This is a genomic window from Pontibacter chitinilyticus, assembly GCF_039748935.1.
GTDB lineage: Bacteria > Bacteroidota > Bacteroidia > Cytophagales > Hymenobacteraceae > Pontibacter > Pontibacter chitinilyticus.
Genome location: NZ_JBDIZJ010000005.1, coordinates 63947 through 80727 on the forward strand (window position 1 = coordinate 63947; position 16781 = coordinate 80727).

Sequence of the window (16781 nt, forward strand, 5' to 3'; positions counted from 1 at the left end):
TAACAACCACCATACAATGACGAATAAATTAACCGGCCTCGGGCTGGCAGGAAGTCTGGCAGTGCTGCTTTTTACGGCCTCTTGTTCTTCTACCGACAAAGTGCAGAACCCGGAAGGCAACGAAGCCACTAACCTGATGACGCATGAGGCACAAATCGACTCACTGCTCAAGCTGATGACGCTGGAGGAGAAAGTAGGTATGCTGCATGCTTCTTCTTCCTTTACTTCCGGTGGCGTGCCCCGCCTGGGCATCCCGGAAATGATAATGTCGGACGGTCCGCATGGCGTACGCCCGGAGCATGGCCGCGACTGGGCGCTGGATAATGCCGGCAACGATTCGTCGACCTACCTGCCGACGGGTGTAGCCTTGGCAGCTACCTGGAACCCGGAACTGGGCTATCAGTTTGGCGCCGTACTGGGCAGCGAGGCAAATGCCCGCGGCAAAGACGTGATCCTGGGGCCGGGCATCAACATCATGCGCACGCCCCTCAACGGCCGTAACTTCGAATACCTGAGCGAAGACCCATACCTGATCACCAAAATGGTGGTAGGCTACATCAAAGGAGTGCAGGACCAGGGGGTAGCTGCCAGCCTGAAGCACTTTGCTGCTAACAACCAGGAAACCAGGCGCTCCGATATCAATGTGGAGATGGACGAGCGTACGTTGCGCGAGATCTACCTGCCCGGCTTTAAAGCGGCCGTAGAAGAGGGCGGCGTTTTAACGGTAATGGGCTCATACAACAAGTTTCGCGGGCAGTATGCCGTTGAAAATGATTACCTCATCAACAAGATACTGAAAGGGGAATGGGGCTTTAAGGGCCTGGTGGTGAGCGACTGGGGTGCTGTGCATAATACGATGGAAGCCATCAACAACGGCACCGACATTGAGATGGGAACAGACCTGGGCCAGATGCCGAACATCAACTACAGCAAGTTCTTTCTGGGTGATACGGTTGTGGCGCTGGTAAAGAACGGGAAAGTGCAGGAGTCGGTGATTGATGAAAAGGTACGCCGTATTCTGCGCGTGATGTATGCGACGCATATGCTGGGCAACGAGAAGCGCCAGTCAGGGGAGCTCAGCACCAAAGCGCACCAGCAAACAGCGCTGAAAGTGGCTGAACAAGCCATTGTGCTTCTGAAAAATGAACAGAACCTGCTGCCACTGGACAAGAGCAAAGTAAAAACAATTGCGGTGATCGGGGCCAACGCCGACTGGAAGCAGGCCATGGGCGGTGGTAGCTCGCAGGTGCGGGCACCTTACGAAATAACGCCGCTGGAAGGCATCAAGCGATTGGTGGGCAATGGCGTAACAGTGACATACGCCCCCGGCTATGAAGTATCCAGAAGTGAAAAGGCCAATCAGCAACTGATCGATGAGGCGGTGCAGGCAGCCAAAGGCGCTGATGCGGTAGTGTATGTAGGCGGTTGGGTACACGGCTACTCTGATGACTGGAACGGCAATGCCTACGATGCGGAAGGCATCGACAAGCCAAGTATGAAAATGCCATTTGAACAGGATAAACTGATCGATGCGGTGCTAAAAGCCAACCCGAACACCGCCATTGTGCTGGTAGGCGGCGGTCCGTTGGACATGACGCAGTGGGTAGATCGAGCCAAAAGCATTGTGCAGGCCTGGTACCCGGGTATGGAAGGCGGCACAGCTGTGGCAGAAGTGCTGTTCGGGCAGGTAAACCCATCGGGCAAACTGCCGGTCACCTTCCCTAAGAAGCTGCAGGATACGCCGGCCTACGTGCTGGGCGAATATCCGGGCGATAAAGACACCACCAACGTGCACTACAACGAAGGCCTGCTGGTAGGCTACCGCTACTACGACACAAAAAACGTGGCGCCGCAGTTCAGCTTCGGGCACGGTCTGTCTTATACTTCCTTCGACTATAGTGGGATGAAGGTAGCCAAAGATGGCGAGCAAGTGAAAGTTACATTGAACGTGAAAAATACTGGCAAGCGCGAAGGAGGGGAAGTGGTGCAGTTGTATGTAAAAGACGAGCAGGCAGCGGTGCAGCGCCCGGAAAAAGAGCTGAAGGCGTTCCAGAAAATATTCCTGAAGCCGGGCGAATCAAAAGAGGTGACATTGACCTTGCCAAAGAGCGCTTTCCAGTACTACGACGACAAGCAAAACCAGTGGGTGCTGGAGCCGGGTAAGTTTGATATCCTGGTAGGCAGCTCCTCGCGTGATATTCGCCAGACCGGCGAAGTGACCTTATAAGTATGAATTGGTTAGAATTTATATACAGAACAAAGGGCAGCTACTTGGCTGCCCTTTGTCTTATGGTTGATCATGCCTGAAAATATAAAGCAAGTAATAGTTATAAAAGCAGTCTGAAATGAAGAATCGAATCTTTAAAAGCGCTTTAAAAGTAGCAGCATTGCTGCTGGGGCAGCTTAACCTGGCTGTCGGTGTGGCCCAGGCACAGCAGCAAGGGTTGCACCTGAACGAGCAGGAGTACCTGGAAATGCCGGGTCTGAATGTAATGCTGGCCCATGACTTTTATCCCGAAGGACACCAGGGTGGCGTCGGCATCATTCAGAACGGCTTGCGCGTAGCCACCAACGGTGACTTGCGGCTGGAGCCTACGCCGGGGCAGTGGCAACCCATTCCAAAAGTAGGAGAGCGTATGGTGAGCCGTGAGAAGCAGGAGGTAAGCGTGCGCATGGCCTACCCCGATGAGTCCAAGAACCGCAAGGGCTTCAATCCTGTCTTCTATCCCGATCTCAACTTCAGCTATGTGCTGCGGGTGGTACCCGAGGGCAAAGCCTTCCGCATCATCGTAGACCTGGATAAGCCGCTGCCCGATGAGTGGATCGGCAAGGTAGGTTTCAACTTTGAGCTCTTCCCAGGCATCCTGTTTGGTAAAAGTTATTACATGGATGAACACTTCGGCATCTTCCCGCGGCAGCTCAACGGTCCCGGCTATCTGGATGAGGCGCAGGAGTTTCAGATTACACCCATGGCAACGGGCAACAAGCTGGTGATCGCCCCGGAAACTGAGCGCCAGACAATGACGATCCAGAACCTGAACAACAACGAGCTGCAACTGCTCGATGGCCGCGCCCGCCACAACAACGGCTGGTTTGTGGTGCGCTCGCTGGTACCCAAAGGCGCTACCAAAGGTGCCATCCAGTGGCTGGTAACGCCAAATGCCCTCGAAGGCTGGAAGTATGATCCGGTGGTGCAGGTTTCACAGGTAGGTTATCATCCTAAACAGCAGAAAGTAGCCGTCATTGAAACCGATAAAACTGATACCCGCCAGTTGCCTGCCACCCTGTACCGGGTAAAGGAAAGTGGTGGACTGGAGAAAGTGCTTGAAAAAGCGCCCACCGACTGGGGCAGCTTCCTGCGTTACCACTATTACCAGTTCGATTTCTCGCAGGTGCAAAAGCCCGGCATGTATATCGTAAAGTATGGCGACTACGAAACCAATCCTTTCCAGATAAATGAGCAGGTATACAAGCGGGATGTTTGGCAGCCGGTGCTGGAAACCTTTCTGCCAGTGCAGATGTGCCACATGCGCGTAAACGACCGCTACAAAGTATGGCACGGCCTGTGCCACATGGACGATGCCCGCATGGCCCCCGCCGACACCAACCACTTCGACGGTTACCTGCAGGGCCCCAGCTCACTGACTAAGTATAAAGGCGGCGAGCATGTGCCCGGCCTTAACATTGGTGGCTGGCACGACGCCGGCGACTATGACCTGCGCGTGGAGTCGCAGGCCGATGAGATCCGTATCCTGGCGCTCGCTTTCGAAGAGTTCAACGTAGACTACGACAACACCACCATTGATGAGCAGGACCACCTGGCAGAGCTGCACCTGCCGGATGGCAAGAACGATATCCTGCAGCAGATAGAGCATGGTGCGCTGAGCATTGTGGGTGGTTACCGCTCGCTGGGGCGCCTGTACCGGGGCATTATCGTGCCTTCGCTGCGGCAGTACGTGCTGCTGGGCGATGCCGCCTCGCACACCGACAACAGGCTATTTGACCCTGCCACGGCTCCTAAGCCGGTACCACCCATTGGTTTACCTGGCGGACCTGATGATCGCTGGGTTTTTACAGAGGAGAACCCTGGTAGGGAACTGCTGGTGAGTGCGGACCTGGCCGCTGCTTCGCGGGCTTTGCGGGGCTACAACGATGCGCTCTCCAAAGAATGCCTGCAGATAGCCGTGGAGCTTTGGAACAGGACCAAAGAAAAAGACAAACTGGACCGGGTAAGGCCTGCCACCGAGTTATACTTAGCGACACATGATAAGCAATACGCTGACTTCCTGATAAGCACGCGCGAGCAGATCAGCCAACACATTGATAAAACTGGCTGGATTGTAGGCCGCACGCTGCCGCTGATCAAAGACAGGAAGTATAGAAATGCCATCACGGCAGCGGTGAAAGGCTACAAAGCAAAGGTGGATGCGCAGGAGAAGGAGACGCCGTATGGCATGCCCTACAAGCCCGACATCTGGGGAGCCGGCTGGGGCATTCAAAGCTTTGGCGTAGAGCAATATTTTCTGCACGCGTCCTTCCCGGAGATTTTCCCCGGAAACTACATGCTGCACGCGCTCAACTTTGTACTGGGCGTGCATCCGGGCTCTAACACGGCTTCGTTTGCCTCGGGTGTTGGTGCAAAGTCGCTGACGGTGGCTTACGGTAATAACCGCGATGAGTGGTCGTACATTCCCGGTGGTGTTGGTTCGGGCACAGCCCTCATCCGGCCGGATTATCCGGAGTTGCTGGAGTGGCCGTACTTGTGGCAGCAGACGGAGTATGTGCTGGGCGGCGGCTCTTCCAACTACATGTTCCTGGTGCTGGCAGCTGATAAGTTTCTGAATGGGAACAGCGGCAAATAAACGGGGCAGCCCATACTCCTACAAAAGCAGAAGAGCTGCAGCCCATAGGCTGCAGCTCTTGTTGTTCTAAACCGATCAAGAAAATTTAGCTTATTGTTCGTTGTCTTTCAGCAAGGAGCTTGTTAACCGTTTAAGTTCTGTTTCCGCTACTTTGGCCTCATACCGGATATCAATAAGGCGGTTCTGCGCGACTAACTGGTTCTGCTGTGCTTCGCGTAGTTCAATAGCGGTGAGCAGGCCCAGGCGATAGCGCTCCAGGGCAATGTCTGCGTTTTCCTCGGCAAGCTTCAGGTTATTTTCTTCCAGTTCCAGCAGCTGCAGGCGGCTGGCGTAGCGGCTGTAAGCGCGGGCCAGGTTCGCCTGTAAGGCATTCTGCTCGCGCTGGTACTCCAGCGTATTGGATTCAAGGGAGATCCGGGCATTCTGCGCCTGGCGGTTAATATTAAAACCATTGAAAATTGGCAGGCTGAGGGTAAGGCCGTAGTTATAACCTAAGTTCCGGTTAAACTGTGCCTGATACTCGTTCAGGGGTTCTGCCTCGGAGCGGGTAAAATTATAGGCGCTGGTAAAGCCAATCCGGGGAAAGCGACTAGCCCGGATAGCTTTGATATCCAGCACTGCTATTTCGCGATTCAGCTGCAGACGCTGTAGCAGTGGGTTTGTACTTAATAAGTTGTTGGTGTTGCCGTATGAGATAGTAGGATCTACCACAATGGAGTCTGTTGCTGTAAAATCAGTGTCAGGGTTGCGACCCAGGAGCTGGTTCAGGTTGATCTTGGCATTCTGCAGCATTTCCTGTTGCTGCAGCAGTACAGAACGATCCGCATTGTAGTCTACCTGGGCCCGCAGAATCTCAACCTTGGCGCTCACACCTACCTCATACTGGGCCTGAGTGATGTTTACGCGTTCCTGCGAAATGGCAATCGCTTCCTGCAGCGACTTGATCTTCCGGCCCTGGCGCACCACTTCAAAGTAGGCATTGGAAATATCGGCCAGCGTATTCTCTACTGTTTCACGTGTAATCAGCTTGCCCGCTTTTTCTACTGCTTTGAGCCGGTCGTAGTTGATGAACATTCCCAAGCCATCGAAAATTGTCCAGTTCAGGTTTACGTTGGTGCCCAAGCTGTTGGAACTTGCGCCATTACGTGTGCGGTCGGGGCCGGTAGGGAAGGACTGACGAGAGTTATTCTCGCTGAAAGTGCGGTTGGCGCGCGCATCTACCGTAGGTAAAAAGCCGGCGTTGCCCAACGTTACATTGTTGGCATCAATATCGTCTTGCTTGTCTGCAATCCGGATATCATAGTTCTGTTCTAGGCCGATACGGATCGCCTGTTCGAGGGTAAGTTGTTCCTGGCTAAACCCTTGGCGCGGGAGGAGCAGTGCTGCCAGGGCTAGCAGCACACACGCTTTAAATGGAGACATCAAATTAGCAGACTCGTTAATACCGTTTGGTATGTGTTTATACTATACTTTTATTTACTGAAGGCGGGCTCCGGCTCCTGTAGCTTCCGCTGCGCTGGCTGCTCTGCTGCTGCCCCCTGATCATCTGCCTCAATTATATTGGCCTTCGCTGAAGAGAAGTAAGAGTAAATGGCCGGGATAATGTAAAGCGTAAGGCCGGTGGAGAAGATCAGACCACCCACCACAGCTATACCCATGGAAACGCGACTCTCGGAACCCGCACCCAGCGCCAGTGCGATAGGCAGCGTACCAAGTATAGTGGAAAGCGAAGTCATCAGGATCGGGCGGAAACGCGACACGGCCGAATCAATGGCAGCATCCAGTTTGTTCAGGCCCTCCTCTTTGCGCTGGTTGGCAAACTCTACCAATAGAATACCGTTTTTCGTTACCAGGCCCACCAGCATGATCATACCGATCTGGCTGAAAATGTTGAGCGTCAGGTCGAAGTACCACAGGCTGAGCAGGGCTCCTGCCAAGGCGAGCGGTACGGTAAACATGATGATGACTGGATCTTTGAAGCTCTCGAACTGTGCCGAAAGTGCCAGGTAGATCAGACCGAGTGCCAGCAGGAAAGCAAAAAGCAAGCTGTTGGAGCTTTCAGAGAAATCGCGGGACTGGCCGGTGAGTGAGGTCTGGAAGGTGTCATCCAGCACCTTACTTGAAATAGCATCCATGGCTTTGATGCCATCGCCGATAGTTTTACCCTTCGCCAGTGAGGCGCTGAAGGTGGCGGCAGCAAAGCGGTTAAAGCGATAGATCTGCGGAGAGGCGCTCTCTTCCTTCAGGTCGATCAGGTTATCAAGCTGGATGAGTTGACCATCGCTGCTTTTTACGTACAGGCTGCGCAGGTCTAGCGGCTGGCTGCGGTTTTCGCGCGCTACCTGCCCGATAATCTGGTACTGCTTGCCGCCTTTTACAAAGTAACCGAAGCGCTGCCCGCTAAGGCCTAGTTGCATGGTTTGGGCCACATCGCGCACGCTGACACCCATCGACTGCGCCTTCTCACGGTTGATCTCTACGCGCAGCTCGGGTTTGTTAAACTTCATATTCACATCCACAAAGCTGAAGGTAGGGTCTTGGCGGGCGGCGTCGAGAATCTTCGGAATCGCATCGCGCAGTTTGGCATTGCTCTGCGACTGCACGACATACTGCACCGGTTGGCCGGAGCCGCGGCCGCCTCCCAGGCCCTTATCGCCGGAGGCGAAGGCACGCGCACCCGGTATCTGACTGATTTTGTCGGTGAGGTTGTCCACGATCTCCTGCTGGCTCTGAGCACGCTGCTCAGGATCTACGAGGCGCAGGCGCACAAAACCGGAATTGGAGTTGCGGGTCATGGTGGTCATACTTTCAACACCAGAGGCGGAGTCATTCACCAGGTCCGAGAGCTCGTTCATGTAGTTATCCATAAACTCGAAAGAAGCACCCTCCGGGCCTGTGGCATTGATGCGGAGGCCGCTGCGGTCTTCATCCGGTGTAAGCTCCGACGGACGTGTGGCCATCTGCCACCAGATAGCGCCAGCTGACAGGACTACAAGTATAAAGGCTACCCAGCGTACGTGCATAAAGCTTTCCAGGCTGCTGCGGTAGCCGCTGGTAAGGGCGGCAAAGAAAGGCTCTGTTTTACGGTAAAACCAGCCTGGCTTGTCTTTGTGCTTCAGCATGCGGGAGGTCATCATCGGCGTCAGCGTCAGCGATACAAAGGCAGAGATAACTACAGAGCCGGCAACCACAATACCGAACTCGCGGAAAAGGCGGCCGGTGGTATCCTCTAGGAAAGCTACCGGCATAAACACTGCTGCCAGGGCGACGGTGGTTGAGATAATGGCAAAGTATATTTCAGAGGCCCCTTTTTTAGCAGCGTGCCGCGGCGAATCGCCATTCTCGATGCGGGCGTAGATATTCTCCAGCATCACAATCGCATCATCCACCACCAGACCAATGGCCAGTACGATACCCAGCAGTGTCAGCACATTGATGGAGAAGTCCATCAGGTACATGATAAAAAACGTACCGATAAGCGACACCGGTATGGCCACTACCGGGATGATTGTAGAGCGCCAGTCGCGGAGAAAAAGGAAGATGATCACCACCACCAGGCCAAAAGCAATGAAGATGGTTTCTTCCACTTCCGAAATGGAGGCCCGCACATACTGCGAGTTGTCAAAGCCGATGGTGAGCTGAATATCATCCGGAATATCTTTTTTGATGTGCTCTAAGCGGCGGTAGAACTCGTCGGCAATCTCGATCTGGTTAGAGCCAGGTTGCGGAACGAGTACCACGCCCACCATGGGCACCCCGTTGTAGCGCAGCACCGTCTTTTCGTTTTCAGGTGACAGCTCGGCATACCCTACATCGCGGAAGCGGATGAGCTTGTCAGCATCCTGCCGGATAATGAGGTTGTTGAAATCTTCGGGCGTAGAGATACGGCCCATGGTGCGTACCGAAAGCTCTGTAGTAGCTCCCTCTATACTACCTGATGGCAGCTCCACGTTCTGCCGAGCCAGGGCATTCTGAACTTCCAGCGGGGTTACCCGCATCGCTGAGAGTTTATCCGGGTCCATCCAGAGGCGCATCGAGTAGCGCTTGTCGCCCCAGATCATCACGGAGCTCACACCTGGAATTGTCTGCAATTGCTCTTTAAACACGTTCGCTCCTAAGTCAGAGAGCTCCAACAGGGAACGTGTTTCGCTGCGCACCCCCAGGAAAATGATCGGGTTGGCGTCGGCGTCGGCTTTGGAGATCGTCGGTGGCTCGGCATCGTCGGGCAGGCGGCGCTGTGCTCTGGAAACGCGGTCGCGCACATCGTTGGCGGCAGCTTCGAGATCCACACCCAGGTTAAACTCTACAGTAATGTTGCTGTTGCCTTCGCTGCTGCTGGAGGTAAGCGTCCGGATGCCGGCAATACCGTTGATGGATTCCTCCAGCGGCTCGGTAATTTCGGATTCGATGGTTTCGGCGTTAGCCCCTGTGTAGGAGGTAGACACGTTCACAATCGGTGGGTCCACGCTCGGGTACTCGCGAACACCCAGAAAGTTGATGCCGATAAATCCGAATACAATGATCGTGATGCTCATCACGATAGCCAGCACGGGGCGCTTTATACTTATGTTGGATAAACTTGCCATAATTTCTTCTACATTATCCAGCGGTAATCTATACTACCGGGCTGCTTTTGCTCCTGCACTTTCCACAGAAGCAGTCAAGCTGCGGTCCGCTGCCGATCTTCCTTTTGCCTAACAGCAGCTATTGCAAAACCGTTTACTGCTGCGAGGTGTTTACTTTGCGTATTTTCAGCTCCGAGCCCGGGCGCGCCTGCAGGATGCCCGACTGAATCAGGGTATCGCCAGGCTGAACACCTTCCATTATCTGAATCAGGCTTTCAGAGCGCTGCCCGATCTTCACCATCTGCGGCACGGCTTTATTATTTTTCACTAAAAACACCTTCTGGCCTTCTGCCTCCGGTATAATGGCCTCGGTCGGTATCAGAATGGCCTGCTCCACTTCTTTCAGCGGAACTGTGATTTTTACAAAGGCGCCGGGTCGCACTTCTTCCTGCTTGTTTTCGTATAGGGCGCGAAGCTGCAGGGTACGGGTTGTCGGGTCGATGTTTGGCTGAATGGCATAAATTTCTGCCTGATACTCCTGCGGGCTGCCTTCTGTCGTGAACGTGATCTTGTCGCCTCTCTTCAGTTGCTGACTGTAACGCCCCGGAACAGCGAAATCGATCTTTACAGGACTCACGTCTACAATTTGTGCGATAGGGGTGGCGGCGGTCACGTAGCTGCCTTCGCTTACCTGCCGCAGGCCCACCACGCCGGCAAAGGGTGCCCGTATATTGGCTTTAGATAATGTAGCCTGAAGCGCTTTGATATCGGCATTAGCGGTGGCCAGTTGGTTGCTTACCTGGTCATACTCCTGTTTGCTGATATATTCTTTCTCTAAAAGGGTGTGCTGGCGCTGCTCCATCTGCTGGTACAAGGCCTGGTTAGACTTGAGCTTCTGCAACTGCGCACGCATCTCATCGGCATTAACAGTTAGCAGCAACTGGCCCTTGCTTACACGGGTGCCTTCTGTAAAGTTAATGTTCGTTACCTGCCCTGGTATTTCGCTGCGCAGCTCCACCTCCTCGTTCGGCAGCACCGTGCCCGTAGAGGTAATCTTGTTCTGGTAAGCCGTAGGCGATACCACGAATACATCTACCGCTACTTTCTGTGCCATGGGGCCGCCGGCTGGACCTGCCTGTTTGGCCTCGTCCTCACCGGGATTCACTCGTTTGATGATAAAGAAAGCCACAAGGCCTACGGCAACAAGTATGAGTACGATTTTTAGAGGTTTGCTCATGTATACTTCCGGGTGATTATATTTGATGGTATCAGTGAAATCGGTGAAATTACCTGCTTTGGCAGCAAGGTGACAATAAGCCGTTTTAAAGTTACAACGTTATTCAGTTAAAATAAAACTGCCTGATGCGGAACACGGCAAACAGGCGTTACAATAAGACAAACGGCAGAGGCTTTGGTTTAAATTGATAAAAGAAAAATTAAGTATGGCAACTGGCAAAGAGAATTTCTTTGAGAATGTATACGAAGTAGTGAAGCTGATCCCGCGAGGCAGAGTAACCTCTTACGGCGCTATTGCCGCCTATCTGGGCTCTAAAGGATCGGCACGCATGGTGGGCTGGGCACTGATCGCCTCCCATCCGCACACAAAAATACCGGCTCACCGGGTGGTGAACCGCAATGGATTGCTCACAGGAAAGCAGCACTTTGAAGAATACAATGCCATGCAGGCACGCCTGGAGGAGGACGGGGTGCAAGTGGAGAACGACAAGGTGGTAAATTTTGAAAAGCTGTTCTGGGACCCAGCCAAAGAACTGCTGTAGCCAGGCGCTTAAAAAATATAGCAGGTAAAGTACCGTTGGGCAACGGCGCTTTACCTGCTATACTTGTATGATAGGTTCCGGGCGGAACAGGAAGTCAGAGGCCGGCTGTATTCTGGCGGCGGCAGTGGTATTCAGAAGCGATGAGATAGCTGCCCTGGCCGTCTGGCGTTTTGGTTACCTTTTTAAAAGAACCATCATCAAAGAAGAAGTACTGCAACTGCAGGCGGAGCTTGCCCCGTCCAGTCAGGTTCTTCTGGCCTTTAACTGGCTTCATTTCGATCATGTTAAACCGTGGGTCCCATTTGCCTACCATCATTATCATTGGTCTGCCAAAGGTGTCGTGCTGCACAAACTCAAAGCGCTGCTGCGCTTCTGCGTAACGTAGCGTGCCCTCCTGGTGCTTTATACTGCCATCAGGCTGCGCAATGTCAAACATCTCGGTTAAGGCTTCATTTTCATCGGTGCTGTACCGAACCTGACCGACCGTCTCGGAAAATTTATTCAACTCAGGCTGCCAGATCAGTGTCTTTACCCGCCAGTTGCCATAGAGCTTTCTGAAAAGCTGATTGGCTTCAGCTGCTGTTAACACGCTTCCCTTTTGCGCTTGGGCCATAGGGAGCCCGCCTACCAGCAGCACTGCTGCCAGCAGGAAAGTAATTACTTTTTTCATGGTTTTATTCTGTTATAGGTTAAGTGGTTGCGCTACTGCTGAGCAAGTATAAAAACCTTGTCAGCAGTATAAAGATAAGTTATAATAGAGGAAGGTTGCTTGGGTATTAGACAAACGCTGAAGGAATGTAGCCTTATTTAGATATTATCTGTACCAAAGCCGCTAAACGATGCAATTTTATCGATGAAGCGGCTCATGGCGGGGAGCTTTACCGGGAGCAGGCAGCGGGAATGGAGCAGGCTTATCTTGCCGCAACTGCGGGGGATGCAGCTAACTTTTGCAGAAGGGGAATCATGAATGGCGGCTGAATAGGTTTAAGAACCCTTATGAGGTGCCTAACCTATTCATCACCTGAAAGAGGAACTTGGGTTAAGGTTTAACAGCCAGCGTAACAGCATTAAATCCGGCAAAAAGGCCCATGCCATTTTGGATGTTGTTGGCTACCGGTGCCGGTATTTTGCCAAAGTCGTCTCCGGCTCCTTGTTTATCGAGTGTGCGGACGTACTGGTAATATTCTTTTGTGATATGCGCCACCTGCACATAGGTGGCTTTATCAGGCATATTATCTACATTAAATGTTAAGTTAATCTGCTTGCCGTCAAAGAGCTTATCACTGAAGAAATAGCGATTCTCCATCCCAAACTCATATCCGATAGGAGACACAAATTCCAGCCTGATGTACCTGTTATCCAGTTTACCTTCATAGTAGCTTGTGTCGGGTGTATAGGCTTGTACATAATAGAAGTTCTCCTGCCCCGGCATGTCATCCAGCGTAAAGGAGAGGGTTACTGTCTGCTGCTCAAAATCTGACCTGGGAGCGGCTTTAGCGGCTAGTATATGGCTTAAAACTGGTGCGGCAGGGATGTGCGTTCTAGCGCTGGCATCGGGATAGCCCGGGGCACTTACGCTTAATTCATACTGCTGCAAAGCCTGTGGCTTTCTATCGCCTTTATAGATGCCGTTGCCGGTATGCTGGAGCTCAAACAGGAGCTGCCCGGCCTGGTACACCTGCACTGTGGCATCTTCTATTTGCTGGTAAGCTCCGCTCGAGAAAGCGCTCTGGCTGGCGCTGACATCCACGGTAAACAGGCTATCCGGATTCAGCACAGCATTTACCACCAGTTGCGGCTCATGCTCCGGCAAATCCGCTTCTACTACGGTTTCACAGCTCCACAGCAGCAATGGAAAGCAACATAACAGGCCCAGTATATAGTTTAAAGTTCTCATACTTTAACTATCTAGAATTTGAAACCATAGCTAAGGGATGGCAGGAAAGGGAACAGCGACACCTGGTACAACTTGCGCGGCGGGGCATCAACCGTATTGCTGCTATAAGGCTTGCTAACCTGCATGAAGTATGGGTTTTTGCGGTTGTAGGCATTATAAATGGATATGTTCCAGCTGCGCTCGCCCCACCTTTTCTTTTTGGTGTGCGTCAGGCTCAGGTCGAAGCGGTGGTAGGCGGGCATCCGGTAGTTATTGCGCTCGCCAAGGTAATCAACTGTTCCGATGGCGTACCATGACGCCCCTTCCCAGTAATGCGGTTCGTTGTAGGCTTTGTAGCTGGCGACAGGCAATGTGGTCACGTAACCTGTGCGATACGTCCAAATGCCGCCTATACTTAGTTTCTCCGTGAGTTGGTGGTTAACTACCAGTGAGAGGCTGTGGCGGCTGTCATAGGTATAAGGGAATTTCCGGCCAAAGTTAATGCTGTCGAGCTGCCGCCACGACCAAGAGAGGGTGTAGCCGAGCCAGCCGGTGGTTTTGCCCTGCCGCTTGCGCAGTAGCCACTCCGAGCCATAGCTCCAGCCCTTGCCACTGGTAATGCGCGTCTGGTAGGGTGGTGCCACAAAGTTCGCAAAGTTTACGTCCGGGCCTGCCCGAAGAAAATCGGAAATAAAATCGGCTCCGTCCTTAAATTCTGCCATATCGTGCATCTCTTTATAGTATAGGTCTGATGTTATTTCCCATTGCTGCTGCCCCAGCACGGTAGCTGCACCTAGCGTAGCCTGCCACGAGCGCTGCGGCTTTACTTTATCAGTGGCTGGCACCCAAATATCGGTTGGTGCGCCTGTGGAGGGGTTGCTAAGCAGGTGCAGGTACTGGGCCATGGTGGCATAAGAAGCGCGTACGCTGATGCCGGTCGCAGATGTATAGCCCAAAGCCAACCGAGGCTGCAGCGAAGTATACAGTTTCCGGTTCACAGCAAAGCCGGATACGTGCAGGCCAACCGTTGCCTGCAAACGCTCGCTCAGTTGCACCCGGTCGTCGGCGTAGGTATAGAATTCATGCGCCCTGATCTCCGAAAATGAGTTGGAGCTAAGCCTTATGGTGTCAGTTTGGAGCACCACTGACTCCGGCATAAAGCTGTGGTAAGTATAGTTTCCGCCAAAGCGTACGCTATGCCTGGGGTTTAAAGCATAGTCAAAATCAGCTTTTGCCCCCCAGTCTTTAATGCCCGAACTATAGCCTGACCGGTAATTGGTGTTAAGCCCCTCTTCCTTTCGTGCCAAGTCTGTTTGCTGATTGAAGCTGTAGCGGCTGTGCGTGAGCGTCAGGTTACTGAATAGGCGGGGGCCGAACACGTGGTTCCATCGCAGGGTGCTTGTTTCGTTGCCCCAGTGCATTTTAAAGTGCTGTTTCTCGTCCAGTACAGCACTTTGGAACTCCTGTTTATCCGCGAAATTATCCCGTCCGGTGTACGCGCTCAGGTATAACCTGTTAGTAGGCGAGAAGGTGTGGTTTATCTTGGCGTTGAGGTCGTAAAAGTTATAGTTAGGGATGGTTTCTCCGCTGAGCGCCGCTGCTGTCTGCGCCAGCAGGTCCAGATAAGTACGTCGCACGGCAAGCAGGTAAGAGGTTTTGTCTTTTTTGACGGGCCCTTCTAAAAGCAGTTTAGAAGACATCAATCCGATAGCGCCTTCTCCAGTAAAGCGCTGATTATTACCTTCCTTCAGTTGTACATCCACTACCGACGATAACCTGCCGCCATATGGTGCCGGAAAGCCTCCTTTTATCAGGTCCACCGTTTTGATGGCATCCGGGTTAAAGACTGAGAACGTACCCAGCAAATGCGACACATTATAAACTGGCACGCCATCCAGCAAAACTAGATTCTGATCTGGGCTGCCGCCGCGCACAATTAAATCCGAGGATCCATCGCGACCTGCCTGCACACCAGGCATGAGTTGGAGCGCTTTAATGGCATCAGCCTCGCCCATCAGCCGCGGGAGTTGCTTTACGTCGGTGGCGCGCAGGGTTAGGCGGTTGGCCTGCTGCAGATCTGTTACTTTATCGGCCACTATATTGACTTCCTGCATTTGATTGGCCAGCGGCTGCAGCGCCAGTTGCAACGTCGTATCCGAGGCAAAAGGTGGAAGATAAATATCCAGGGGGTGATAGCCAAGGTAGCGAACCTGCAACTGCACCGGGCTAGCAGGAATACTCAGACTATAAAAGCCATACGTGTTGGAGGCTGCCCCGACTCTACCGTTCGAAACAATAGCGCCGGCCAGGTCCTCCCCTGAAGCCGCATCTGTTATATGCCCGCTGATGGTGAAGCGTTCTTTCTTTTCCTGAGTGACTGGCTGCAGGATAATCTGGCCTCCGATAACTGTGTAGCGGGTGTGGCTGTTTTTTAGCACCTCATCGAGTACCTGGCGCAGCGGTTGGTTGTCTGCTTTTATACTTACCTTTTGCTGCAGCGGCACCAGGTCATCGCCGTACGAGAAGGGAATGTCATACTTTTCGGCCAGCTGCGAAAGCACCTCCTGTATAGTAGCATTCGTGCTGTTGATAGATGCTTTTCGGTCGAGCAGGCTGGCTTGTGCCAGTACGGTAAAGGCAATAGCCAGCCAGCCTATGCCCAGGCATAGTAATCGTTTGTGCATAGATGATACTTTTATAGGTTTTACCTGCAGCCTCTGCCCGAGAGGGTATATGTCTGTTCGTTTTGCTTTGTGATCCTGATTTGCAGCGATGCCTCCAGCACCTGTAGTACCTCTGGCAGGCTGACGCGCTGGAAAGTGCCCGTAAAGCGGCAGTTACCCAGTTCAGGCTGCAGCAGTTGAAAGGTAACATGATACTGGCGTTCTAGTTGCTGTAGTACCTCCCGCAGCAGCGTGCCGCTGAACTGCAGCTTGCCAGTCTTCCAAGCCCAGGCATTTTCATTGGCCACGGTATAAGTAGCTATGCTGTTATCCTGTTTTGTTAGTATGGCGCCAAAGCCCGGCGTTACAAAAGCTTGGTGGGTGCCCTTTTTAGCTGTGAAAGCTACTTTGCCTGTTGCCACTGTCAGCTCTACGGCCTGCTCCTGCGGGTAGTCCCGCAGGTTGAACGACGTACCTAGGACCTGCACTTTTGCTTCCTCCGCCTCCACTACAAATGGCTGCTGCGGGTTGTGCGTCACTTTAAAAAAAGCTTCCCCTTCCAGGTGTACTTCACGGGTAGCTCCGTCAAAGTCCGGTTCATAAGCAAGTATACTTCCCTTATTGAGCCACACCTGGCTGCTGTCGGGCAGTACAACCGCTACCTCCCGGTTTCCTGACTCCACCACTTCCAATCCGTAGTAGGGAAAGCAGTATAGTTTTACGAGCCAGGCAAGGCCGACCAGGAGCACCACAGCTGCTGCCACACGCCACAGCTGCCGGTGTAGCGGAATAACTTTTGCCTGCTGGCGTTGCGATGGCTGCAGCTGCGCGCGCACTTTCTGCCAGGCAGCATCGGTATCCACCGGCGGGGTGGCAGCGGGTGCTGTCAGCTGCCAGAGCCGCCGTTGGGCCTCGTAAGCAGCCCCCTGTTCCGGGTGCTGTGTTAGCCACTGCCGCAGTGCTTGCTCCTCGGCAGGGGTGGCTGTGCCCGCAAAGGCTTTGGCGGCTATGTCCCAGTACTTGCTATCCATGGCAGG

The 16781-nt window shown here is 53.2% G+C and carries 10 protein-coding genes; 3 read left to right on the forward strand and 7 right to left on the reverse strand.

From position 1 onward, the window contains the following. Positions 1 to 16 precede the first annotated feature (16 nt). Together ABDW72_RS09990 and ABDW72_RS09995 are read left to right on the forward strand one after the other, a co-directional pair. The gene (locus ABDW72_RS09990) at positions 17 to 2227 is read left to right on the forward strand and encodes a glycoside hydrolase family 3 C-terminal domain-containing protein (RefSeq protein WP_347158408.1); all 2211 of its coding nucleotides are present in this window, start codon (positions 17 to 19) and stop codon (positions 2225 to 2227) included. A 118-nt stretch (positions 2228 to 2345) separates the two neighbouring features. Then, complete coding sequence (locus ABDW72_RS09995; RefSeq protein ID WP_347158409.1) at positions 2346 to 4862, forward strand: glycoside hydrolase family 9 protein; 2517 nt, start codon at positions 2346 to 2348, stop codon at positions 4860 to 4862. 90 nt (positions 4863 to 4952) lie between these two features. Here ABDW72_RS09995 and ABDW72_RS10000 read toward each other — a convergent pair whose 3' ends face one another. From ABDW72_RS10000 to ABDW72_RS10010, 3 genes are all read right to left on the reverse strand, one after another. Then, positions 4953 to 6284, reverse strand: coding sequence for a TolC family protein (locus ABDW72_RS10000; protein WP_347158410.1), 1332 nt, complete (start codon positions 6282 to 6284; stop codon positions 4953 to 4955). Positions 6285 to 6334: 50 nt separating this feature from the next. Next, complete coding sequence (locus tag ABDW72_RS10005; protein WP_347158411.1) at positions 6335 to 9448, reverse strand: efflux RND transporter permease subunit; 3114 nt, start codon at positions 9446 to 9448, stop codon at positions 6335 to 6337. 133 nt (positions 9449 to 9581) lie between these two features. After that, entirely contained in the window at positions 9582 to 10664 is a 1083-nt protein-coding gene (locus ABDW72_RS10010; protein WP_347158412.1) for an efflux RND transporter periplasmic adaptor subunit, read from the reverse strand. 205 nt (positions 10665 to 10869) lie between these two features. On the opposite strand from ABDW72_RS10010, the gene ABDW72_RS10015 reads away from it, so the two are divergent. Continuing rightward, entirely contained in the window at positions 10870 to 11205 is a 336-nt protein-coding gene (locus ABDW72_RS10015; protein ID WP_347158413.1) for an MGMT family protein, read from the forward strand. Between the two features lie 94 nt (positions 11206 to 11299). Here the strand turns inward: ABDW72_RS10015 and ABDW72_RS10020 are convergent, their stop codons facing one another. The 4 genes from ABDW72_RS10020 to ABDW72_RS10035 form a co-directional block, all read right to left on the reverse strand. Next, positions 11300 to 11875, reverse strand: coding sequence for a hypothetical protein (locus ABDW72_RS10020; RefSeq protein ID WP_347158414.1), 576 nt, complete (start codon positions 11873 to 11875; stop codon positions 11300 to 11302). 369 nt (positions 11876 to 12244) lie between these two features. Then, positions 12245 to 13102: a DUF4249 domain-containing protein gene (locus ABDW72_RS10025; protein ID WP_347158415.1), complete on the reverse strand. Its 858-nt coding sequence runs from the start codon at positions 13100 to 13102 to the stop codon at positions 12245 to 12247. 11 nt (positions 13103 to 13113) lie between these two features. Continuing rightward, positions 13114 to 15765: a TonB-dependent receptor domain-containing protein gene (locus ABDW72_RS10030; RefSeq protein ID WP_347158416.1), complete on the reverse strand. Its 2652-nt coding sequence runs from the start codon at positions 15763 to 15765 to the stop codon at positions 13114 to 13116. Positions 15766 to 15785: 20 nt separating this feature from the next. After that, entirely contained in the window at positions 15786 to 16775 is a 990-nt protein-coding gene (locus ABDW72_RS10035; protein ID WP_347158417.1) for a FecR family protein, read from the reverse strand. Between the last annotated feature and the right edge of the window lie 6 nt (positions 16776 to 16781).